This is a genomic window from Thiomonas sp., from assembly GCF_034007205.1.
GTDB lineage: Bacteria > Pseudomonadota > Gammaproteobacteria > Burkholderiales > Burkholderiaceae_C > Thiomonas.
Genome location: NZ_JAVERI010000003.1, coordinates 191,402 through 212,951, shown reverse-complemented (window position 1 = coordinate 212,951; position 21,550 = coordinate 191,402). Strand labels below are relative to the sequence as shown.

Genomic DNA, 21,550 nt, shown 5'->3' with positions numbered 1-21,550 from the left:
GCCTTCAGTGTGCGTGCGCGGCGGCAACCGCGCCGGCGATCGCTGCCCGGAAGTCGCGCACCGATTGCTTCAGCCCGACGAACACCGCGTGGCCGATGATCGCATGGCCGATGTGCAGCTCGCTCACTTCGGGCAAGGCGGCAATCGCCGGGGTGCTTTGCAGGCTCAGGCCATGACCTGCGTTGGTCTGCAGACCCAGGCTGCGCCCCAGCTTCAGTCCGGCAACGATGCGATCGAATTCACGCTGCCGCGCGGCCTCGTCACCCGCGTCGAAAGCATTGGCATAGGCGCCGGTATGCAGTTCGATACAGGGCGCACCGGCCTTGGCGCTGGCCTCGATCTGCAGAGCGCTGGGCTCGATGAACAGCGAGACGTGACAGCCACAGTCGGCCAGCCGGGCGCAGGCTGCACGCGCGCGCTCGAACTGCCCCGCCACGTCCAGCCCACCTTCGGTGGTCAGCTCCTGTCGACGCTCGGGCACCAGGCAAACCCTCTGCGGTCGCACCGTGCAGATGATGTCGAGCATCTCCGGGGCGAGCGCAGATTCGAAGTTCAGCGGCGCCGAGATGACGGCCTTGAGCCGCTGCACGTCGGCGTCACGGATGTGTCGCCGGTCTTCGCGCAGATGGAAAGTGATGATGTCAGCCCCGGCTTCGACCGCCTGCTGCGCCGCCATCACGGGATCGGGAAAACGGCCGCCGCGTGCGTTGCGCAGCGTGGCGACATGATCGATATTCACCCCGAGCAGCGGAGCGGCGTCGGGGGCGGTAGCCATTGGATTCATAATTTGTGGAGATCGATGAGAAGCTGGCGGGTGCGCAGCGTCTTTCCTGCAAGATGATAGTGAAGCAGGCTGCGCATCAGCGTCTTCGCGGCCCGCGCGAGAACGACGTCGCCTTCTGTGGGCGGGCCTTCGCGCAGCGCCAGCAACACCTCGCCGCGAACCGCCTGCACGTCGGATGCGGGGCAGGCCGATACCCCCTGATCGGGATCGACGCGGTAATGGCCATCGGGCCGCACCGGCTCGGATGTGGCGCCTTCGAGGTGCAGATCTGGCAAAAAACCCAGTTCGCGCAGCAGCGCAAACTCGAAACGGCGCAGCACCGGCTCCAGTTCGGCGGCCTGCGCCTGCGGGCGCTGCGCCAGCGCGGCAATGCCCGCGTGATAGGCGTCGAACAGGCCTTCGTGGGCATCTTCGCGCGCCAGCAGACGCACGAGCAATTCATTGAAATAGAAGCCGCAGAGCAAGGGCAGGCCCGACAGCGGTGCCAGTCCGCCCGACCATTCGGCGCGGGTGAGGGTGCGCACCTCGCCACGGCCGCTCCAACTGGCATGGCAGGGCTGCAAGCCCAGCAGCACGGCGCGCAGCGCGGAAGTCGGCCGCTTGGCGCCCTTGGCCACCAGCGCCACACGGCCATGCCGGCGGCTGAAGACGTCGAGCAGGAGGCTGGTTTCTTTCCAGGGATAGCTGTGCAGCACGTAGATGGGTTCGTCGTGCACACGCTCCACCGAAGCCGTGCGCCGTGGCGCGCGCGGCACGGGTCGCGTGGCGGTCGGCTCGGCGCCCGGCTCAGTCCTCATAGCCGAAGGCGCGCACGGCGGCCTGATCGTCGGCCCAGCCCGAACGGGTTTTCACCCAGACCTCCAAAAACACCGGGCCGCCGAACAGGGCCTGCATGTCCTGCCGCGCTTCGGTCGAGATGCGCTTGAGGCGCTCGCCGCCCGCGCCGATCACCATGGCCTTGTGACTGTCGCGATCGACGATGATGGCCGCGGAAATGCGGCGCAGATCGCCTTCCTGGGCGAATTGCTCGATGACCACGGTGCTGCTGTAAGGAAGTTCGTCGCCGGTCAGGCGAAACAGCTTTTCCCGCAGGATTTCGCTCGCCAGAAAGCGCTCGCTGCGGTCGGTGAGCGCATCTTCCTCATAGCCCCACTCGCCTTCGGGCAGGTAGGGCTCCATGATGGCGAGCAGCCGGGAGGCATCGGCTTTTTTTTGTGCCGACATCGGCACGATTTCGGCAAAGGGGCGCAACTGTCCCAACTCGGCCAGCCAGGGCAGCAGCTTTTCGCGCGGGGTGATGCGGTCGAGCTTGTTGACCACCGCGATCACCGGCCGGTCGTTGGGCAGAACTTCGAGCACGGTGCGATCCTGCGCAAGCAACTTGCCCGCCTCCAGCACCCAGAGCACGAGGTCCACCTCGCTCAAGGCGCCGGTGACGGTGCGGTTCATCGCCCGGTTGAGCGCGTGCAGGTGCTGGGTCTGGAAGCCGGGCGTATCGACAAACGCGAACTGCGAAGTCCCTTGCGTGGTGACGCCGAGAATGCGGTGCCGCGTGGTCTGCGCCTTGTGCGAGGTGATGCTCACCTTGGCACCCACGAGCGCGTTGAGCAGCGTGGATTTGCCCACGTTGGGGCGTCCGACTATTGCCACAGTGCCGAAGCGGCGCGTCGATTCAGGGGGTGATGAGGTCATGGCGTTTGGGTGGGTTTGCGCAGTCGTCGCGCAGGCGCGCAACGCTGATTTTGCGTCTGCGAGGTCAAAGCTGCATCACCGCGTTCATCCACCAGCACGGGGCGGCCGCCACGGCGCAAGGGTTTGGCGCTGCCCCGACCGATGCGCTCGATCATGCGCGCGGCGGCGTCCTGCTCGGCGCGGCGGCGGCTGTCGCCTTCGCCCGTCACCTTCAGCCCGAGCGCGGCGACCTCGCATTCCACCCTGAATTTCTGCTGGTGCGCGGCGCCGCGCACATCGAGCACGGCATAGCTCGGCAAGGGCAGGCGCTGGCCTTGCAGAAACTCCTGCAACTGCGTTTTGGCATCCTTGCGCACGACCTCGGCATCGAGCGAATCGAGCAGCGGCGCAAACAGGCGGCGCATCACTTCCTGTGCCTTGTCGAACCCGGCTTCGAGATAAATCGCGCCGAGCAGGGCCTCCACCGTATCCGCAAGAATGGACTCGCGCTGCGCGCCCCCGCTCTGCAGCTCGCCCTCGCCCAGCCTGAGAAACCGCCCCAGATCGATCGCTCGGGCCACATCCGCCAGTGCCTCTGCACGCACCAGCGCCGCGCGCAGACGCGAAAGCTGCCCCTCGTCCTGGCGCGCCGCCTGGTGGTACAGCCAGGCGGCTGCGGAAAGATTGAGCACCGAATCGCCCAGGAACTCCAGACGCTCGTTGTGGTCCGCGCCGAAGCTGCGATGCGTCAGCGCCCGCTCGAACAGTTTGCGATCGCGGAAGACATAGCCCAGCCGCGTTTCCAGTGCCGTGCTCACCCGGGTATCAGTGCGAATGTCCGGCGTACTTGATCAGCAGATACACCGGCCCGGCGATGTGAATCTCCTTGTTGTACGCGAAGGAGATCACCACCTTGTCGTTGACCTTGGTGATGTCGAGATCCTGCGCCGTGACCGAGGAGATGTAGTCGACATCGGCCATTTTGGAATAGGCCGAGCGAATGTCGGCCACCGTCGGCCCGGCCTTGGCGGCCTGATCGACCGCTTTCTGGATGGCGAAGTATTCGGTCGCCGTGGGCACGGCCTGCGCGCCGATGACCACGATGAACGCGAGGATGGCGCCCCAGAAAATCAATCCGATGAGGGTGATGCCGCGCTGCCTGTCATGCTGCCTCATAGTTGTGCCCCGACTCTTCAAACCGACAAGACGATCCCTGCGATCAATGAATCAGCCCGATGTTTTTCGGTGCGCTGAAATTCATCCACACCACAAAGGCTTGGCCGATGATATTGCGCTCGGGCACGAAACCCCAATAACGTGAATCCAGCGAGTTGTCGCGGTTGTCGCCCATGACGAAATAATTGCCCTTGGGCACCTTGCAGACGAAGCCTTCGGCGTTGTAGTGGCACATGTCGCGGTGCGGGAAGCTCTCGGGCCCGCCAATGACGTAGGGTGGCGCCATCGGGTTGATCATGATGCGGTGCTCGTGCGTGCCCAGCTTTTCCATGTACTGCTTGTAATACGTCATGGTGCTCGGATCGAAATAATCGGGCAGCGGGGTTTCCTTCACTGGCTTGCCGTTGATCACCAGTTGCTTGTTTTCGTACGACACCGTATCGCCCGGCAGTCCGACGATGCGCTTGATGTAGTCGATGCGCGGATCCTTGGGCAGGCGGAACACGATCACATCGCCGCGCCGGGGCAGTTCGCCCGGGGTGAGGCGGGTATCGAGCAGCGGCAGGCGCAGGCCGTACTCGAATTTGTTCACCAGAATCAGGTCGCCGGGTACCAGCGTCGGCTCCATCGATCCGGAGGGAATCTTGAAGGGCTCGGCCACGAAGGAGCGCAGCAGGAACACCACCAGAATGACCGGAAACAGCCCCGCAGTCCACTCCAGCCACCAGGGCTGGCGCTGCACCCGCTCGCGCGCCGCCTCGATGTCGGCATCGGTCGCCACGGCGCCATCAGCGGCCAGGCCCTGTTTCTGCAGAGCCGTGCGCCTCTCCTGCAACTGCGCCACGGCCGACTTGGCCGCACGCCTGCGCTGCGGTGCGAAATACCAGCGCTCGGCAAACCAGAACACGCCGGTGACGACCAGAAGGATGAACAGCAAAAGGGTGAAGTTGACGCTGGGCGCGGTTTCCATACGGGCTATTTTTTGGGGGTGCGAATCAGTCTTCGACTTGCAGGATGGCGAGAAAAGCCTCTTGCGGGACTTCAACCGTGCCGATCTGCTTCATGCGCTTCTTTCCCGCCTTCTGCTTTTCCAGCAGCTTGCGCTTGCGGGAAATGTCCCCCCCGTAGCACTTAGCCAGCACGTTCTTGCGTAGCGCCTTGATTGTCTCACGCGCGATGATGTTGGCCCCGATGGCCGCCTGGATGGCGACGTCGTACATCTGGCGGGGAATGATCTCGCGCATCTTGGCCGCCACCTGACGGCCGCGGTACTGGCTCTGGCTGCGGTGCACGATGATGGACAGCGCATCCACCCGGTCGCCGTTGATCAGCATGTCGACCTTCACCACGTCGGCCGGGCGGTATTCCTTGAACTCATAGTCCATCGATGCATAGCCGCGCGACACGCTTTTGAGCTTGTCGAAAAAGTCGAGCACGATCTCGGCCAGCGGCATGTCGTAGGTGAGCATCACCTGGCGGCCGTGATAGGCCATATTGAGCTGCACCCCGCGCTTCTGATTGGCCAGGGTCATCACCGGGCCGACATAGTCTTGCGGCATGTAGAGATGCACCGTGACGATGGGTTCGCGGATTTCGGCGATGCGCCCTTGATCGGGCATTTTCGATGGGTTTTCGACCTCGATCACCTCGCCACCCGCGAGCATCACCTGATAGACCACCGAGGGCGCGGTGGTGATGAGGTCCTGGTCGAACTCGCGCTCCAGACGCTCCTGCACGATCTCCATGTGCAGCAGGCCGAGAAAGCCGCAGCGAAAGCCGAAACCCAGCGCCTGGCTCACTTCAGGTTCATAACGCAGCGCGGCATCGTTGAGCTTGAGTTTTTCCAGCGCGTCGCGCAGTTGGTCGTATTCGCTCGCTTCGGTGGGATAAAGCCCGGCAAACACCTGCGGCTGGATTTCCTTGAAGCCGGGCAGCGCCTCGGCTGCCGGGCCGAGGTTGTTGGGCAGCTTTTTTTCGAGGGTAATGGTGTCACCGACCTTGGCGGCCTGCAACTCCTTGATGCCCGCGATGATGAAGCCCACCTCGCCTGCGTTGAGCACCTCGCGCTGCACCGACTTGGGCGTGAACACCCCGAGTTGCTCAACGTTGTAGGCCGCATGCGTGGCCATCATCTTGAAACGCTCGCCCTTTTTCAGGCTGCCATCGACCACGCGCACCAGCATGACCACGCCGACATAGGTATCGAACCAGGAGTCGATGATCATCGCGCGCAGCGGCGCATCCATCTTGCCTTTGGGCGGGGGCATGCGGGTGATCACGGCTTCGAGAATGTCGTCGATGCCCATGCCGGTCTTGGCGCTGCAGGCAATGGCGCCGCTCGCATCGATGCCGATGACTTCCTCGATCTCCTCCTTGGCCCGCTCCGGGTCGGCCTGCGGCAGATCCATTTTATTGAGCACGGGCACGACTTCCACGCCCAGATCGAGCGCGGTGTAGCAGTTCGCCACGGTCTGCGCTTCGACCCCCTGGCTGGCATCGACCACCAGCAGTGCGCCTTCGCAGGCCGAGAGCGAGCGGCTCACTTCATAGCTGAAATCGACATGGCCCGGGGTGTCGATCAGATTGAGGTTGTAGGTCTTGCCGTCCCGCGCGGTGTATTGCAGCGCCGCAGTCTGCGCCTTGATGGTGATGCCGCGCTCGCGCTCGATGTCCATCGAATCGAGCACCTGCGCTTCCATCTCGCGGTCCGACAAGCCGCCACATCGCTGAATGATGCGATCCGCAAGCGTGGATTTGCCGTGATCGATATGGGCAATAATTGAAAAATTACGAATAGGGTTCATGCAGTGGTCTGCTGGGGCGACCGCTTCGCGCCCTACGGATCAGACGGGAAACAGGGGATGCACAAGAAAAAAAGGCGCGACAAGCGTGACGCGCCTTCCAACAAATCGATCTGGCAACTGCTTGAGCTTGTTGGGCGGCCATTCTAACCCGGGGCAACTCCGGGTCTGACGCCGCCTTACGCCCTTCAGCCAGATTCAGTTCTGCGGTCGCAGCAGGATATACAAGCCCGAATCGCCGCGCCGCACCAGCACCGCCACCTGTTTGCCCGGTGGCAGTTGCGCGCTGATCGCATTGAACTGGGCTGCGCTGTTGACCGCCGTATTGCCCACGGCCAGCACCACATCGCCCACACGCAGACCGTCGCGTGCGGCCGACTCGCGCACGGCCTCGACCAGCACGCCGCTGCTCACGCCGAGCTGACGTTTCTGCGCCTCGTTGAGGTCGATGACTCTCACTCCCAGCGCATTGGCCTTGCTGACGGGCTCGGGCTTTTGCTCCTCGGCCGGTTTGGCGCCGGGCTTCCTGTCCATCACCCATTCGCCCACCGTGACGTTGAGCGTCAGGCTCTTGCCCATGCGCAGCACCTGCATGGGCACGGTGGTGTCGGGCTTGGTTTCACCCACCAGGCGCGGCAGATCATTGGCCCGTTCAACCGGCTTGCCGTTGAAGCGGGTGACGATGTCGCCGACCTGCACGCCGGCCTTGTCCGCCGGCCCATCCTTTTCCACCACGCGCACCAGGGCGCCCCGTGCCTGTCCCAGCCCAAGCGACTCGGCCAGATCGCGGCTCACGTTGTCGATCTGCACCCCGATCTTGCCGCGCACCACATAGCCCTGCTTCTTGAGTTGCTCGACCACGCGCATGGCTTCGTCGATCGGAATGGCGAAGGAGATGCCCATGAAGCCGCCGGTGCGGCTGTAGATCTGCGAATTGATGCCGATGACATTGCCGCGCATATCGATCAGCGGGCCGCCGGAATTGCCCGGATTCACCGCCACATCGGTCTGGATGAACGGCGTGTAGTCGCCGGTGTCGCGTCCCTTGGCGCTGACGATGCCCGCGGTCACGGTGTTTTCCAGCCCGAATGGCGAACCGATGGCCACCACCCATTCACCCACCTTGACCCTGGAAGAATCGCCGATGCGCACGGCAGGCAGCGGCTGCTTGGCGTCGATCTTCACCAGCGCCACGTCGGTGCGCTTGTCGGCGCCGATGAGCTTGGCCTTGAACTCGCGCTTGTCTGTCAGCGTGACCATGATCTCGTCCGCGCCGTCCACGACGTGGGCATTGGTCATGATGTAGCCATCCGGGCTGATGACGAAGCCCGAGCCGACGCCAGTGGGGCGCTCTTCCTCTTCATCCTGCGGCCCGTTCTTGCCACCCTTCGGTTGATCGGGGGCGGGAATGGGCACGCCAAAAAACCGACGAAGCAGCTCGCGCGTCTGTTCGTCCATCTGATCGCCGCTGCCCACGGGCACCTTCTTGAAAGTGCGGATATTCACCACCGACGGGCCGGCCTTTTCCACCAGACCGGTGAAATCCGGCAGGCCGCAGGCTACGCAAGGCTGCTGCGGCGCTGACCCGGCCGCCTGCGCCGGAACCGCGATACCCGCCATGGCCAACAGGCCCGCACTCAAACAGGTCAACAAGACTTTTTTCACCGATTTCTCCCTGATACATCGCGCCTGATTTCAGGCGGAATACTGCAATTCGATCATTCATTCATCGCGCGAGCAGCATACGCAAAAGGCCGCAACCACGCTGCGGCACGGCTACCTGAACCCGCAGTCATTGCACGCGAACGATGGCGTCGCTGATGCGCCGCAGCGTGTGTTCGGGCACCGCCCCCATCACCGTCAGCCAGGAGTCGCCGATGCGCCGCGACAGCGCCAGGGTACCCCCGACACGCTGCTCCGGCGCGACCGGCTCGCTCAGATCGGCGGCAGGCTGGACGAAGATGGATACCGAAGCCAGACCGTCGCTGAGCAGCCACTGCAGCACTTCGGAGGGCTTGCCGCCCAGCGACATGCTGCGGCGAAACACCCCGACCGTCTTGAAACCCGGCACCGGAGCGGACAGCGCCCAGCCCTGCGATTGCAGGCTCACCGGAACGACCTTCATCTGCTCCACCACATACCCTGGCGGTTGGTGCAGACTGTCACGCACCAGCGACAGGCGTGGCGGCACGTTGATCTTGAGTTCGGTGAACGCCACCTGATTGATGACATGACCCGCCGCATCGAGCGTTTGCGCCTTGACCAGAAGCTGCGCATCGCGCAGCGACCACAAGCGGTAGCCCCAGCGCAGATCGTCGCGCGGCAGCAGCGTGGAAACGCGGCACTCATAGCCCGCGCAGCGCTGCAGCCCGCCCCGTTCCAGCCGGTAATTGCGGTCGACCTCGCCGTCGGTGGTCTTGAGCAGGCGGGGGAAACTGGCCTGCCCGGACTGATCGTCGATCAGCGTCAGACGGTAGTCGGGCCAGATCGTGCGCACTTGGTCATTGAGCGAAACCATGATGCGGCGCTGCCCGTCCAGGGTCTCGATACGCTCGAAATGCCCCTGCGGCAGAACATAATGCACCAGACTGGATGTGCTGATCTCGTCGCCGCGCTGGGTGATGAATACGCCGCTGTAATTCAACGAACGGGCGGCCGCGCTCACCGTCTGCAGCCATTGCTCCAGGTTCTGCTGAGATGCGGGCACATCCGCGGCTTGCACCGCGGCCGACGCGTTTGTCGCGTCAGGTGCGTGTCCCTGCTGTGCGGCAAGGATGGGCGCGGCGAACGCTGGCGTGAGCCCTGGTGCGCTGGATAGACCGATCAGTGCGCCAATCCAGACCGCCCGACGCCACCGGCGCGCGCCCAATACCCCCAAGCGCGCCATCAGTGAGATTGCGCTGCAGGCGCGGCCAGATGGAGGCCGCTGGCCTCGGCAGACCGATTTCGAACCCATTGCAGCGTAGCCGGAACGGCGGGCATCATCCCCCCGGCCATCTGTTGATGCGCCAGGAGGTATTCGACCATGGGCATTTGCTCCGACACGGGAACGATCTGAGCCGTCTTCTGGCCGCTTCCGCCCCCGAGCGGGCTCTGCGTCGAAAGATCCACCTGGACCAGGCCCGCCCGGGCGAGCTGGTTGACGGCCGGGTTGGCGGGCGCAACAACCCGGGTATCGGCTACGGGCATCTGCCCCTTCGCCCCGGAATCTGCGAGAGATGCCACCGTCGGCATTCCCCCAGAGGGCGCGGTCGTCTGCAACCCGGGCAGCGCCACCCAGGCCATGACGGCCACCCCCGCCACGGCCGCCATGCCTGCAGCCATGCGCGTGCTCCAGTGCGGACGGTTGCGGGAGACAGGAGCAAGGCGCGCCGCCTGCCCTGCCATCCCAACAGCCACCGCAGCCGATCGTGCGGCGGCTTGCGGCAGCAGCACGATCGGTTCGCGCGCGATCGCCGCGCTGACGCGCTGCAAAAAATCGACTTCATCGGGCAGGGGCGTGAGATCGGAGGAACGCAGGATGTCGCCGATCTGGGCATAAATCAGCCAGTCACGCCGTGCGGCGTCGTCGGCTGCCACCCGGCGGACGAAAGCCTCCGAAGCGTCCGTCCACGCGGACTGCCCATGACCAGCCCCCTCTCCATCCATCAGAGCGGAGAGTTGCTCGCGCGACATGTCTTGACTCATTTTTCGTCTCCTACAAAACTCCACAGCCGATCCACCGCAGGCTCACCACCGCTTGCCACCCTTGTGCTCGATCACCGGACGCAGACGCTCGGCAATGGCTTCGCGGGCGCGAAAAATCCGCGAGCGCACCGTACCGATAGGGCATTGCATGGCTTCGGCAATATCCTCGTAACTCAATCCCTCGATTTCACGCAGGGTAATCGCCATGCGCAAATCTTCCGGCAAAGACTCCATGGCGGCATTCACCGTTTGCACGATTTCTTTCGAAACCAGAATGGACTCCGGCGTTTCGTGGTTGGTTAGTAGCTCGGTCGGGCTAAAAGTTTCTTCATCATGGCCGGACCCATCACCTTCGGACACCGTCGGATCGCGCATGTCGTCGGAAATGGCTTTTTTGGCTGTATTGACCGCGATGCGATAGAGCCAGGTATAGAACTGACTGTCGCCGCGGAACTGCCCGATGGCGCGATAGGCGCGCAGAAAAGTCTCTTGCGCCACGTCTTCCGCCAGCGACGGATCACGGATGAAGCGCAGCACCAACCGATAGATCCGGCGCTGGTATTTGGCCACGAGGAGATCGAAGGCCTTTTGCTGCCCGGCCTGGACCTGCTGGACCAGAAAGGCATCACTCTGGGTGTCCTGCTCCACTGCAACTCAATGAGACAGAGCACCCAAGCGCAGTCGCAGTTCGCGAAAAATGCCGGGTTGGATATCGCTGGGCACGGGCAGAACCACACGCCCTTTCGCCGTCAGGCCAAGCACCAGCAACAGACCCGGCAGCACCATGCCCCGCACCTGAAGTACATCTTCCAGGCCGTGGCCCCGCTGCAGTTTCCAGCCCCGTTCATCGTGAAACAGGGTGAACGGGCGGATGGTCCAATAGGGATATTGCGCCGACAGAATGGCCAGGAATAGGGCGGCCGCAAAAGCCGCCATCAGGCTGAGCGTATCGGTATTACGCCAGACCCAGACCGTCCACCCGGCGGCGAGCAGTGCCGCCGCACTGAACAACCCAAGCAGCAGATGCCAGCGGCCGAAATGTTCGACCCGGATCTGCAAGGGTGCTAGGGTCTTCATGCCGCTCGGTCGGAAAAGGAAAATGAAGGGACGCGGAAAAGCCTGGTGCGCTCAGAGCGCCCCCAGACCTGCCACTTTCGCGTCAGGCCCCCAGAGGGGGATGAGAAAACTTGGGACGGCCCGGCGTTTTCTCATGAGGCGTTCAAACGCGCTTGAACAGCACCGATCCGTTGGTGCCGCCGAAACCGAAGTTGTTTTTCAGCGCATACTCGATGCGCATGTCGCGTGCGGTGTTGGCGCAATAGTCCAGATCGCACTCAGGATCGGGCGTGTGCAGATTGATGGTCGGCGGGCAGACCTGGTGATGCAGTGACAACACCGTGTAGACCGCCTCCACGCCGCCGGCGCCGCCTAGCAGGTGCCCGGTCATCGACTTGGTGGAATTCACCACCAGTTTGTAGGCATGGTCGCCAAAAGCGAGCTTGATGGCATCCGACTCGTTCTTGTCGCCCGGCGGGGTGGAAGTGCCATGCGCGTTGATCATCTGCACCTGATCGGTCGCCACGCCAGCGTTCTTCAGCGCCAGCAGCATGCTGCGGCGCGGGCCATCGGTATTCGGCAACGTGATGTGCCCGGCGTCACCGCTCATGCCGAAGCCGACCAGTTCGGCGTAGATCTTCGCGCCGCGTTTCACCGCGAACTCATAGTCTTCGAGCACCATGACGCCAGCGCCTTCGCCGAGCACGAAGCCATCGCGGTCTTTGTCCCACGGACGGCTTGCGGTCTGTGGGTCATCATTGCGGGTGGACAGGGCGCGAGCCGCAGCGAAGCCGCCGATCCCCAGCGGGGAAACCGTGGCTTCTGCGCCGCCGGCCACCATCACGTCGGCGTCGCCGGATTCGATCAACCGCGCAGCCAGACCGATGGCGTGCAGACCTGTGGTGCATGCGGTGACGACGGAGAGGTTCGGCCCCTGGAACCCGTATTGGATGGATACATAGCCGGAGATCATGTTGATGATCGAGGCCGGCACGAAGAACGGGGTAATGCGACGCGGGCCGCGCTTGAGCAGCTCCTCGTAGGTGTTTTCGATCAGCGGCAGGCCGCCGATGCCCGAACCCACCAGCACGCCCACCCGCTCGGGATCGAGTCCGGCCTGGTCGATGCCGCTGTCGCGCACGGCCTGAGTCGATGCCGCGATGCCGTAGTGGATGAAGGTATCCATATGCCGCGCTTCCTTGGCGGCAATGTATTGCGTGACATCGAAATCACGAACTTCGCCTGCGATCTGCACGGAATAGGCGGAGGCATCGAACTTGGTGATGCGTCCGATGCCCGATTTGCCCGCGAGCAAATTGGCCCAGTTGTCATCCAGCGTGTTGCCCAGCGGGGAAACCGCGCCAAGGCCAGTAATCGCAATTCGTCGGCGAAGGGTCATGTGAAATCAGGCAGGCCGCACCAGCGCAGACGCACGGGCACGAGCAATAGAGAGCCAAACAAAGGTGAGTCAAAACGAGGTGGGTTCAAAAAAGCTCAGAGCGCACATCGGGCAGACAAAAAAGCTGGCGAAAAAGGCTGACGAAACCGTCAATCGACAAAGCTCTGCGGCCCAACAAAATCCGGCTCTGCTTGCCGACCTTTCATCAGGCCTTGTAGTGCGCCTTGGCGTAATCGACAGCCAGTTGCACGGTGGTGATCTTCTCGGCGTCTTCGTCGGGAATCTCGATGTGGAATTCGTCTTCCAGCGCCATGACCAGTTCGACGGTGTCCAGCGAATCGGCGCCCAGATCATCCACGAAGGATTTTTCGTTGGTCACCTGATCTTCTGCAACACCCAGTTGCTCGGCGATGATTTTCTTGACGCGCTGTTCGATGTCACTCATTGAAGCCTCCAGTGGAAATATGAAAATTTTAGCAAGCGCCGAGGCGGGCTTGGCCATAGGCCCAAAAGCATAACCTCGTCCGGCGACAACGTCGTTGCGTTTTGCCAAGGGCTTATTGCATGTAGAGGCCGCCATTGACGTGCAGCACGGCCCCGGTGATATACGCCGCCAGCGGCGACGCAAGAAAAGAAACGGCATGCGCGATCTCCTCGGGCCTGCCCAGACGGCCCAGGGGAATTCGCGCCAGCATGGGCTGGGTTTGCGCCTCGGTCAGCGCCCGGGTCATGTCGGTATCGATGAAGCCCGGTGCGACGCAGTTGACGGTGATGTTGCGACTGCCCAGTTCCTGCGCCAGCGCCCGGGTCATGCCCGCCACACCGGCCTTAGCCGCCGCGTAATTGGCCTGGCCGGGGTTGCCAGAGGCGCCGACCACCGAGGTGATGTTGATGATGCGGCCGTAGCGCTGCTTCATCATGGGGCGGATGACGGCGCGCGACAGGCGGAACACGCTGCTCAGATTGGTCGAAATCACCGCATCCCAGTCAGCATCGCTCATGCGCATGGCCAGCGTGTCGCGGGTGATGCCGGCATTGTTCACCAGGATGTGCAGCCCGCCTTCGGCCTTGACGGTCTCGTCGACCAGCGCGGCGCCCGCATCGGCGTCGTTCACGTCGAGCACCGCGCCGCGCCCGCCAAAAGACTGCAAGGCTGCGGTGATGGCCTGGGCGCCCGACTCCGAGGTGGCCGTGCCGATGACGCGAACACCCGCAGCCGCCAGAGCCGCGGCGATGGCCGCGCCGATGCCGCGCGAAGCGCCCGTAACCAATGCGATCTGGCCAGCGAACGCTTGGGCGGTTGAAGTGTCAGCAGATGAATTGCTCATGCCAGGGCCGTTTGAAGGGAAGGAATCGCGGACAGATCGTCCAGGGCAAAAGACTGCAGTGCGGGGTCGATCCGGCGCGTGAGCCCGTGCAGCACCTTACCCGGGCCGCACTCGACCAGCGTGGAGCAGCCCGCCCTGGCAATGGCCTGCACGCACTCCACCCAGCGCACCGCATGGCAGGCCTGACGCGCCAGCGCGTCGCGGATCGACTCGGGGTCGGTCGGGTGCGCCACATCGACATTATTGATCAGGGTGATCTGTGGCGCCTTGATCGCCACCCCTTGCAGATAGGCGCGCAACCGGTCGGCCGCGCCCTGCAGCAGACTGCTGTGAAACGGCGCCGAAACGGCCAGCGGCAAGGCGCGCTTGGCGCCTGCGGCCTTCAGCACCTCGCAGGCGCGGGCGATGGCGGCCTGCGTGCCGGCGATCACCACCTGACCCGGCGCATTGAAATTGACGGCTTCCACCACCTCCCCCGTCTCACGCGCAGCCTGGGCACATCCGGCGCGCACCGCGGCATCGTCCAGACCGAGCACGGCGGCCATGCCGCCCGCGCCGACGGGAACCGCCTCCTGCATGGCCTGGGCGCGAAAGCGCACCAGGGGCAAGGCGTCGCCCAGCGTCAGGCTTTCGGCCGCCACCAGCGCGGTGTATTCGCCCAGACTGTGTCCGGCGACGCAATCGGGCTTGCGCCCGCCCTCGGCCAGCCATAGGCGGTAAAGCGCCACGCCCGCAGTGAGCATGACGGGTTGGGTGTTGGTGGTGAGATTGAGTTGCTCGGCTGGACCCTGCGCGATCAGGGCGCCCACATCCTGCCCCAACGCCGCGCCGGCTTCCTCCAAGGTGGCGCGCACGGCAGGGTGAGCGGCCACTTTGTCGAGCATGCCGACGGACTGTGAACCTTGTCCGGGAAAAACGAAGGCGAATGTCATGGCGGAAGGGAGTAGAAAAAACTCAGTAATCGACGACCGCAGCGCCCCAGGTCAACCCGCCGCCGACCGCCTCGAACAGCAAGGTGTCGCCGCGGTGTATCTGCCCGCTGCGCACCGCGACATCGAGCGCCAGCGGAATCGAGGCGGCCGAGGTGTTGCCGTGCTGATCGACCGTCACGACGATTTTGTCCAGCGCAATGCCGAGCTTCCTGGCCGTATGCGTCATGATGCGGATATTGGCCTGATGCGGCACCATCCAGTCCACATCGGCGGGAAGGCGGCCGGCCTTGGCCAGTGCCTCGCGGGCCACGTCTTCGAGCACATGCACCGCCTGCTTGAACACGGCCTGCCCATCCATTTTCAGGAAGGGACTGCCCGCGACCTGGCCGCTGGCCACGCACCCAGGGGTGCACAGAATGGACGCTTGACGGCCATCCGCATGCAGCGCGCTGGCCAGCACGCCCGGCGTCTCGCTCGCGCTGAGCACCACGGCGCCCGCGCCATCGCCGAACAGCACGCAGGTGGTGCGATCGTTGAAATCGAGAATCCGCGAAAAAACCTCCGTGCCTACGATCAGGGCATGCTGCGCCATGCCGCTGCGCACGAATTGGTCGGCCACGGTCAGGGCGTAGACGAATCCGGCGCAGACCGCCTGCACATCGAAGGCGGCGCCTCCGGCCGCACCGAGACGTCCCTGGATGAGCGCGGCATTGGACGGAAAGATCATGTCCGGCGTGGACGTGGCCACGATGATCAGACCGATGTCCTGGGCCTGCAGTCCCGCCGCTTCGAGCGCACGGCGGGCGGCTTGTTCCCCCAGATCGACGCTGGTCGTCCCTTCTTCTGCGAAGTGGCGGAAGCGGATGCCGGTGCGCGCCACGATCCACTCGTCGCTGGTTTCGACGCCGCGCCTGGCCAGATCGGCGGCGAGCTCGTCGTTGCTGATTTTGCGCGGGGGCAGCGCGCCACCAGTGCCGGAAATTCGGGAATAGGAAGGCATGGAGCAGATCGTTCGGAAAGGTGCGAAGCGGAGTCGCTCAACTCGCCGGAGCGAATGGGGCCCCGTGGGGTGATGACTCGTGCATCACTTCGAGAATACGTTCGGTATGGCGCACCACATCGCCCTGCACCGCCTCGTGCGCGCGCAGCAGCGCCTGCTCGAAGCCGAAGGCATCCGCCGAGCCGTGGCTCTTGACGACCAGGCCGCGCAGGCCCAGCAGGGCCGCGCCGTTGTAGCGGCGGTGATCGACGCGCTTGCGCAATCGCTTGAGCACCGGCATGGCCAGCAGCGCCATCAACTTGCTCAGCGGCGTGCGGGTGAACTCCTCGCGGATCATGCCGGAAAGCATCTGCGCCAGCCCTTCGGAGGTCTTGAGCGCGACATTGCCGACAAAGCCATCGCACACGACGATATCGGTCGTGCCCTTGAAGATGTCGTTGCCTTCGACATTGCCATAAAAACGCAGGCGTCCGAGCGCATCGGCTTCGCGCAGCAGTTCGGCAGCGCGCTTGATGGTGTCGTTGCCCTTGATCACCTCTTCGCCGATATTGAGCAGACCCACCGTCGGCTGCGCATGCCCGCCGGCCGCCGCATACGCCGTGCCCATGACGGCGAACTGCAGCAGGTGCAGCGGCTCGCAATCGACGTTGGCGCCCAGATCGAGCATCAACGTGCCCTCGCCCTTCTGGTTGGGCAGATAGGTGGCGATGGCCGGCCGCTCGATGTCGAGCAGGGTCTTGAGCAGATAGCGCGCCAGCGCCATCAGGGCGCCGGTGTTTCCTGCCGACACGCAGGCCTGGGCGCGGCCGTCGCGCACCAACTCGATGGCGCGGCGCATGGACGAGTCGCGTTTGCGGCGCAGCGCGACCTCGATGGGATCGTCGGAAGTCACCAACTCGCTCGCCGCGACGAATTCGACGCGCGCATCGCCATTGAGTCGCAGCGATTCCAGCAGCAGCATCGACATCTCGGCCTGGCCGACCAGGATCAGCCGACTGTCCGGATGAGCGTGCAAGAACCGTGCACAGGCCGGCAGGGTCACTCTCGGACCATGGTCTCCGCCCATCAGATCGACGGCCAGAGTGGAACTCATGACGCAGCGCTCGCGAGCATCGAAAGCGCCTTCGCAAGCGCGCATGGCAACCGTTCGCCCCGCATTTGCTGGCCGCACGTGATGCGCAGGGTGCGCGAAGGCAAGCGCTTACTCGTCAGATTTGGTCTTGACCACTTTGCGCCCACGGTAAAAACCGTTCGGGCTGATGTGGTGGCGCAGATGCGCCTCGCCCGTAGTCGGCTCCACAGCCAGCGGCGGCGCGCTCAAGAACTGATGGGCGCGGTGCATGCCGCGTTTCGAAGGTGATTTCTTGTTTTGCTGGACGGCCATGGCAATCCCCTGTGAAAAAGCCAATCATTATATGCGAGGGCTTTCTTGCGATACAGGCCCCCTATCGATTCTTTTTTTCACCCTCGATCAGTTCGCGCAGGTTGGCAAAGGGGTGCTGTCGCGGTTCGGCAGACGGCTCATTCAGGGTATGTGTCGGCGCCGCGACGGACTCACCTTGCGACGGGCAGCGATCATGCAAAGGCACGGTGGGGAGGGCGAGAATGAGCTGATCCTCAATGAGGCTGAGCACGTCCACGGGCTGGGCCGCGGGCAAGGCCTCGTCTTCGGCCTCGATTTCGGCCTGAGTCAGTTCCGGCTCCGCGGTCACCAAGCGAAAATCGACGGCCTCGTCAACCGGATGGCGCATTTCCTGCAGGCAACGCTGGCAAATCAGCGGGAGCTCGGCGCGAACCTCCAAAGTCACCATGGCCTGCGGTCGCATGCCGATCCGTTCTCGCTCAAAGCCCTTGAGCGCCCATTGCACCGCGGCCCCTTGCGTGCTCGACAATAGTTCGAGCAGACGGGGCAGGTCCGTCAGCGGAACCCCGCCTTGCAGAGCGCCTTCGGAGCGGGCGAAATCGAACAAAGCCAGCGCGCGAGGCGGCATCGCCCCCTTGTCGGCAGAGTTTGTGGCGGGAAGTTGGGACATGACTCAAGTTTACCGACTGCTACATCTCGCCGAGACAGCAGGCAGGCTCGCTCTTACACTGTGGAGTATGTATAGAGAGTGATCCATATCACTTCCACCCACCAAAGAGGATGAGACATATGACCAGTATCGCGCAGTGGTTCCCGACGGGATGGGAACATTTTCTGATTGGCGGCTTGTTCATCGGCCTGGGCGTGAGCGTGCTGTTCTGGCTGACGGGCCTGATCGGCGGCATCAGCACGGCCTACTCGGCAGTCTGGTCGCTGATTTCGCGCCATCCGTTCTTTCAACACGAAAAGTTCATCTCGACCCGTAACTGGCGTTTGATGTATGGGCTGGGTCTCATCATGGGCGCGGTGGTGTTCACCTACACCCTCGGTCACGGCGAGGGCTTCGTCACCAAGGTGCCGCTGTGGCAGTTGTTCGCTGGCGGCATCATCGGCGGATTCGGCGCCCGCATGGGCGGGGGCTGCACCTCGGGACACGGCATCTGCGGCGTGGGCTCGGGACAGTTGCCTTCCATCCTCGCGGTCCTCATTTTTCTGTGCACCGCCATTGTCACGGCGCATATGGTCCGTGCTTTGGGAGGGTTCTGAGATGCAGCGCGTTCCTCCTTTCGCCGTGATGCTCTCGGCCTTGTTCGCAGGCACGCTGTTCGGTTTCGGGCTGGCGCTGTCCACCATGGTCAAGCCCGAGGTCATTCTGCAGTTTCTGCTGCTCAAGAATCTCGGCCTGCTGCTGGTGATGGGGGGCGCTGCGGGCGTGACCTTCATCGCCTACCACCTGCTGCCGCGATTGATGAAGCGACCCGTGTTCGGTGTGGTGTTCGGCAAGCACCCCTCGCACCTGGATGCGCGCACCCTGATCGGCGCGGCGATCTTTGGCGTGGGTTGGGGTCTGAGCGGCGTGTGTCCGGGTCCGGCCATCGCGGGACTCGGCGTGGGCAACTGGCCACTGCTGCTGAGCATCGCAGGCATCCTCATCGGCGCGTGGCTGCACGGCCGGTTCTTCGGCGAGCATTGATGACGCAGCCCGCCGATTCCGCTCTGGTTCTCGCCTCGACTTCGCCCTATCGCGCCGAATTGCTGCGGCGTCTGCGAGTGCCGTTTTCGATCCGCGCCCCCGGTGTGAACGAAACGCGCCGGGCCGGCGAGTCCGCGCTCGATCTGGCGCTGCGGCTGGCTGCGGAGAAAGCCTCTGCGGTCGCGCGCCACTCCCCAGGCTGCTGGGTGATCGGCTCCGATCAGGTGTGCATGCTGGGCGACGAGACGCTGGGCAAGCCAGGCACACATGCGGTTGCGGTCTCTCAGTTGCAGCGCCTCAGCGGACGTGACGCCGTGTTTCACACCGCGGTTTGCGTCATCGCGCCTGACGGCGGCATGCAGTTGCGCAACTGTCCCACCGAAGTGCGATTCCGCACCTTGAGCCCGGTGGAAATCGAGACCTACCTTGCGCTGGACGCACCCTACGACTGCGCAGGCAGCGCCCGCTCGGAATCGCTCGGACCCGCCTTGCTCAAGCACATGCGCAGCGACGATCCGACCGCCCTGACCGGCCTTGCGCTGATCGACCTGTGCGACATGCTGCGCCTGAGCGGTTTCGATGTACTGGCGCGGGCGCAGCGATAAGAATCGGATCAGCGCAAGGACCACCCCAGGTTTGAAAGCTCGCGCACCGCGCCCATGCCCAGCGAGGCGCCGAAACGCTTGGCCAGTCGCTCGGCCACGTTTTCCTGCAGGGTGTAGTCGACGATTTCCGGCGCCTTGATCTTGTCGCGCGCAATCTGGTCCACGTCGCCGTAGCCGTCGGCCAGGCCTTGCTGCACCGCGGATTGCCCCGTCCACACCAGACCGGAGAAGGTCTGGTCATTCACCTTCAGGCGCGCGCCGCGCCCCTTCTCCACGGCCGCGATGAACTGCTTGTGAATCTGCTCCAGCATGCCCAGCGCGTAGGCCTTCTGGTCTTCTGGCATGGGCGTGAAGGGGTCCATGAACCCCTTGTTGGTGCCCGCGGTGAGCAAGCGGCGCGTCACACCCAGTTTGTCCAACAGGCCGGAAAAACCAAAACCGTCCATCAACACGCCGATGGAACCCACCAGACTGGCCGGATTCACATAGATGTCATTGGCCGCCGCCGCCACGTAGTAGGCGCCCGAGGCACAGACCTCCTCACACACGGCATAGACCGGCTTGTCGTATTTGGCACGCAGCCGCTCGATCTCGGCAAAGATCTGGCTGGCCTGCACCGGGCTGCCCCCCGGGCTGTTGATGCGCAGGATGACCCCGCGGGTCTGCGGATTGGAGAACGCATCCCGCAGGGCGGTGTTGATGTTGTCGGCGCTGGCCTGCGAATCGATGGCAATCTCGCCGTTGAGCTCGATCAGCGCCGTATGCGGCCCGGTGATGGTGCCGTTGCCGAACTCCGCCACCATGCCGCCGAAAAAGATGAGCGCCACGATGCCGAGCAGTACAAAGCGGAAAAAAATCGACCAGCGCCGCGCGCGGCGCTTTTCGGTCACCACTTCCAGCACCAGCTTTTCCAGCACCTGCCGCTCCCATGCACCGGGTTGGGCAGGCGGCTCAGAACGCTGCGAAGGATGATCGGGGGGCGATGCGCTCATGTTTCGGACTCGGAGAATGAGAAAACGGGACGGGCCGTCAGAATACCAGCGCTTCATGGACGCTCACTGGACTGCCCTCCGGTCGCTCAGGCGGCGGCGAGCTTGTCGGTTCCCGACACGCCGGATTGCGATTCGACAAGGATCAGATTCGCTAATTGTGTGAGAATTTCCCACAAATAAAGGATTTGGCCTTTTCGGTCGATTCGTCTTCCTCATCCCTTCTCGCGCGAGATCACACCATGGCCCTTCGTCCCACCCTCATCGCCGCCCTGCTTGCTCTGGGCGGCGTTTGCACCGCCCATGCCGAACCGGCGCTGACCGTCGGCAACACCTTGTCCTTTTTCCAGGGCAAGTTCGGCACGAACAACAACATCAACATCCGCTACGACGCCACCGACATTCAGTATGGCGACGGCAACGACTGGCGCGTCAAACTCACCGTCCCCTATGTTTCCGAAAGCGGCCTTCCCGTGGGCTCCACCCTTTCTGGAAACACCGTCGTGGGCGGCGGCAGTTCCACGCAAACCCATTCTGCCAGCGGCCTGGGCGATGTGTGGCTGGCTGGACATTACAAGATTTTCCAGGGCGTGGGTCTCACGCCGTCGATCACGCCTTACGCCAAGATCAAATTCGGCACCGCTTCATCCGACAACGGTCTGGGAACCGGCAAGAACGACTATGAGCTGGGCGTGGGCTTGCAGCAGATCATCGGCAACAACTGGTTCCCGTTCGCCAATCTGGGCTACCGTTTCGTGGGCAACCCGACCGGACAGAATCTGCGCAATATCGCCGTCTATCAGTTGGGCGCCAGCTATGCGGCCAGTCAGCAGAACATCTTCACCCTGATGTATGCCGCTCAGCAGGCTCTGGTTGCCGGCGCGCCCGCTCCCTCCGACCTGATCGCCGCCTGGAATTACAACCTCACCCCGAACGGCAGCGGATTTCAGGTGTATGTCGACAAGGGACTGAGCCACAGCAGCGCCAACTTCGGCGTCGGCATCGGCGGCCAGATCGTGTTCTGACCTGTCCCATGCCCATGAAAAGGCCAGCGCAAGCTGGCTTT

General features: G+C 63.7%; 25 protein-coding genes. 4 read left to right on the top strand and 21 right to left on the bottom strand.

The annotated features are described in order from the left end of the window. Positions 1–4 precede the first annotated feature (4 nt). From RBR52_RS04040 to RBR52_RS03945, 20 genes are all read right to left on the bottom strand, one after another. Positions 5–784: a pyridoxine 5'-phosphate synthase gene (locus RBR52_RS04040; RefSeq protein WP_320375913.1), complete on the bottom strand. Its 780-nt coding sequence runs from the start codon at positions 782–784 to the stop codon at positions 5–7. Next, a complete protein-coding gene (recO, locus tag RBR52_RS04035) occupies positions 781–1,581 on the bottom strand; it encodes a DNA repair protein RecO (protein ID WP_320375912.1) in 801 nt (266 codons plus the stop codon). The genes RBR52_RS04040 and recO overlap by 4 nt, the downstream gene beginning before the upstream one ends. Further along, positions 1,571–2,476 (bottom strand): GTPase Era, encoded by a 906-nt coding sequence (era, locus tag RBR52_RS04030; protein ID WP_320375911.1) that lies wholly within the window; start codon positions 2,474–2,476, stop codon positions 1,571–1,573. The genes recO and era overlap by 11 nt, the downstream gene beginning before the upstream one ends. Then, positions 2,473–3,273 (bottom strand): ribonuclease III, encoded by an 801-nt coding sequence (rnc, locus tag RBR52_RS04025; RefSeq protein WP_320375910.1) that lies wholly within the window; start codon positions 3,271–3,273, stop codon positions 2,473–2,475. Before rnc ends, era begins: the two co-directional genes overlap by 4 nt. A 7-nt stretch (positions 3,274–3,280) precedes the next feature. Then, on the bottom strand, positions 3,281–3,631 hold the full coding sequence (locus tag RBR52_RS04020; protein ID WP_320375909.1) for a DUF4845 domain-containing protein: 351 nt from the start codon (positions 3,629–3,631) through the stop codon (positions 3,281–3,283). A 43-nt stretch (positions 3,632–3,674) separates the two neighbouring features. Then, positions 3,675–4,601, bottom strand: coding sequence for a signal peptidase I (gene lepB / locus RBR52_RS04015; protein ID WP_320375908.1), 927 nt, complete (start codon positions 4,599–4,601; stop codon positions 3,675–3,677). 25 nt (positions 4,602–4,626) lie between these two features. Next, entirely contained in the window at positions 4,627–6,435 is a 1,809-nt protein-coding gene (gene lepA, locus RBR52_RS04010; RefSeq protein WP_320375907.1) for a translation elongation factor 4, read from the bottom strand. A gap of 195 nt (positions 6,436–6,630) precedes the next feature. Further along, the gene (locus tag RBR52_RS04005) at positions 6,631–8,097 is read right to left on the bottom strand and encodes a DegQ family serine endoprotease (protein WP_320375906.1); all 1,467 of its coding nucleotides are present in this window, start codon (positions 8,095–8,097) and stop codon (positions 6,631–6,633) included. Positions 8,098–8,224: 127 nt separating this feature from the next. Then, positions 8,225–9,139, bottom strand: coding sequence for a MucB/RseB C-terminal domain-containing protein (locus RBR52_RS04000; RefSeq protein ID WP_320375905.1), 915 nt, complete (start codon positions 9,137–9,139; stop codon positions 8,225–8,227). A gap of 179 nt (positions 9,140–9,318) precedes the next feature. Beyond that, positions 9,319–10,119 carry a sigma-E factor negative regulatory protein gene (locus RBR52_RS03995; protein ID WP_320375904.1) on the bottom strand — a complete coding sequence of 267 codons (801 nt, stop codon included), beginning with the start codon at positions 10,117–10,119 and terminating at the stop codon, positions 9,319–9,321. Positions 10,120–10,161: 42 nt separating this feature from the next. Beyond that, a complete protein-coding gene (rpoE, locus tag RBR52_RS03990) occupies positions 10,162–10,767 on the bottom strand; it encodes an RNA polymerase sigma factor RpoE (RefSeq protein ID WP_320375903.1) in 606 nt (201 codons plus the stop codon). A gap of 6 nt (positions 10,768–10,773) precedes the next feature. Further along, positions 10,774–11,196, bottom strand: a complete 423-nt coding sequence (locus tag RBR52_RS03985) for a hypothetical protein (RefSeq protein ID WP_320375902.1) — start codon at positions 11,194–11,196, stop codon at positions 10,774–10,776. 142 nt (positions 11,197–11,338) lie between these two features. After that, a complete protein-coding gene (gene fabF, locus RBR52_RS03980) occupies positions 11,339–12,574 on the bottom strand; it encodes a beta-ketoacyl-ACP synthase II (protein WP_320375901.1) in 1,236 nt (411 codons plus the stop codon). 205 nt (positions 12,575–12,779) lie between these two features. Continuing rightward, positions 12,780–13,019 carry an acyl carrier protein gene (acpP, locus tag RBR52_RS03975; protein WP_013106675.1) on the bottom strand — a complete coding sequence of 80 codons (240 nt, stop codon included), beginning with the start codon at positions 13,017–13,019 and terminating at the stop codon, positions 12,780–12,782. Positions 13,020–13,131: 112 nt separating this feature from the next. Beyond that, positions 13,132–13,902, bottom strand: coding sequence for a 3-oxoacyl-ACP reductase FabG (fabG, locus tag RBR52_RS03970; RefSeq protein ID WP_320375899.1), 771 nt, complete (start codon positions 13,900–13,902; stop codon positions 13,132–13,134). Next, on the bottom strand, positions 13,899–14,834 hold the full coding sequence (fabD, locus tag RBR52_RS03965; RefSeq protein ID WP_320375898.1) for an ACP S-malonyltransferase: 936 nt from the start codon (positions 14,832–14,834) through the stop codon (positions 13,899–13,901). The genes fabG and fabD overlap by 4 nt, the downstream gene beginning before the upstream one ends. 22 nt (positions 14,835–14,856) lie before the next feature. Next, entirely contained in the window at positions 14,857–15,834 is a 978-nt protein-coding gene (locus RBR52_RS03960; protein WP_320375897.1) for a beta-ketoacyl-ACP synthase III, read from the bottom strand. 37 nt (positions 15,835–15,871) lie between these two features. Continuing rightward, the gene (gene plsX, locus RBR52_RS03955) at positions 15,872–16,927 is read right to left on the bottom strand and encodes a phosphate acyltransferase PlsX (protein ID WP_320375896.1); all 1,056 of its coding nucleotides are present in this window, start codon (positions 16,925–16,927) and stop codon (positions 15,872–15,874) included. A 108-nt stretch (positions 16,928–17,035) separates the two neighbouring features. Further along, positions 17,036–17,218: a 50S ribosomal protein L32 gene (gene rpmF / locus RBR52_RS03950; protein ID WP_320375895.1), complete on the bottom strand. Its 183-nt coding sequence runs from the start codon at positions 17,216–17,218 to the stop codon at positions 17,036–17,038. A 61-nt stretch (positions 17,219–17,279) separates the two neighbouring features. After that, positions 17,280–17,702, bottom strand: a complete 423-nt coding sequence (locus tag RBR52_RS03945) for a YceD family protein (RefSeq protein WP_320375894.1) — start codon at positions 17,700–17,702, stop codon at positions 17,280–17,282. A gap of 284 nt (positions 17,703–17,986) precedes the next feature. On the opposite strand from RBR52_RS03945, the gene RBR52_RS03940 reads away from it, so the two are divergent. Genes RBR52_RS03940 through RBR52_RS03930 form a run of 3 tightly spaced genes read left to right on the top strand, consistent with a single transcriptional unit; the run spans position 17,987 to position 19,495 of the window. Continuing rightward, complete coding sequence (locus RBR52_RS03940) at positions 17,987–18,463, top strand: YeeE/YedE family protein (RefSeq protein ID WP_320375893.1); 477 nt, start codon at positions 17,987–17,989, stop codon at positions 18,461–18,463. A 1-nt stretch (position 18,464) separates the two neighbouring features. Continuing rightward, positions 18,465–18,890, top strand: coding sequence for a DUF6691 family protein (locus RBR52_RS03935; protein WP_320375892.1), 426 nt, complete (start codon positions 18,465–18,467; stop codon positions 18,888–18,890). Next, a complete protein-coding gene (locus RBR52_RS03930; RefSeq protein WP_320375891.1) occupies positions 18,890–19,495 on the top strand; it encodes a Maf family protein in 606 nt (201 codons plus the stop codon). Before RBR52_RS03935 ends, RBR52_RS03930 begins: the two co-directional genes overlap by 1 nt. Before the next feature lie 8 nt (positions 19,496–19,503). Here RBR52_RS03930 and RBR52_RS03925 read toward each other — a convergent pair whose 3' ends face one another. After that, on the bottom strand, positions 19,504–20,487 hold the full coding sequence (locus RBR52_RS03925) for a S49 family peptidase (protein WP_320375890.1): 984 nt from the start codon (positions 20,485–20,487) through the stop codon (positions 19,504–19,506). A 239-nt stretch (positions 20,488–20,726) separates the two neighbouring features. Between RBR52_RS03925 and RBR52_RS03920 the strand changes: the two genes are divergently transcribed. After that, positions 20,727–21,509: a hypothetical protein gene (locus RBR52_RS03920; RefSeq protein ID WP_320375889.1), complete on the top strand. Its 783-nt coding sequence runs from the start codon at positions 20,727–20,729 to the stop codon at positions 21,507–21,509. The last annotated feature ends 41 nt before the right edge of the window (positions 21,510–21,550 follow it).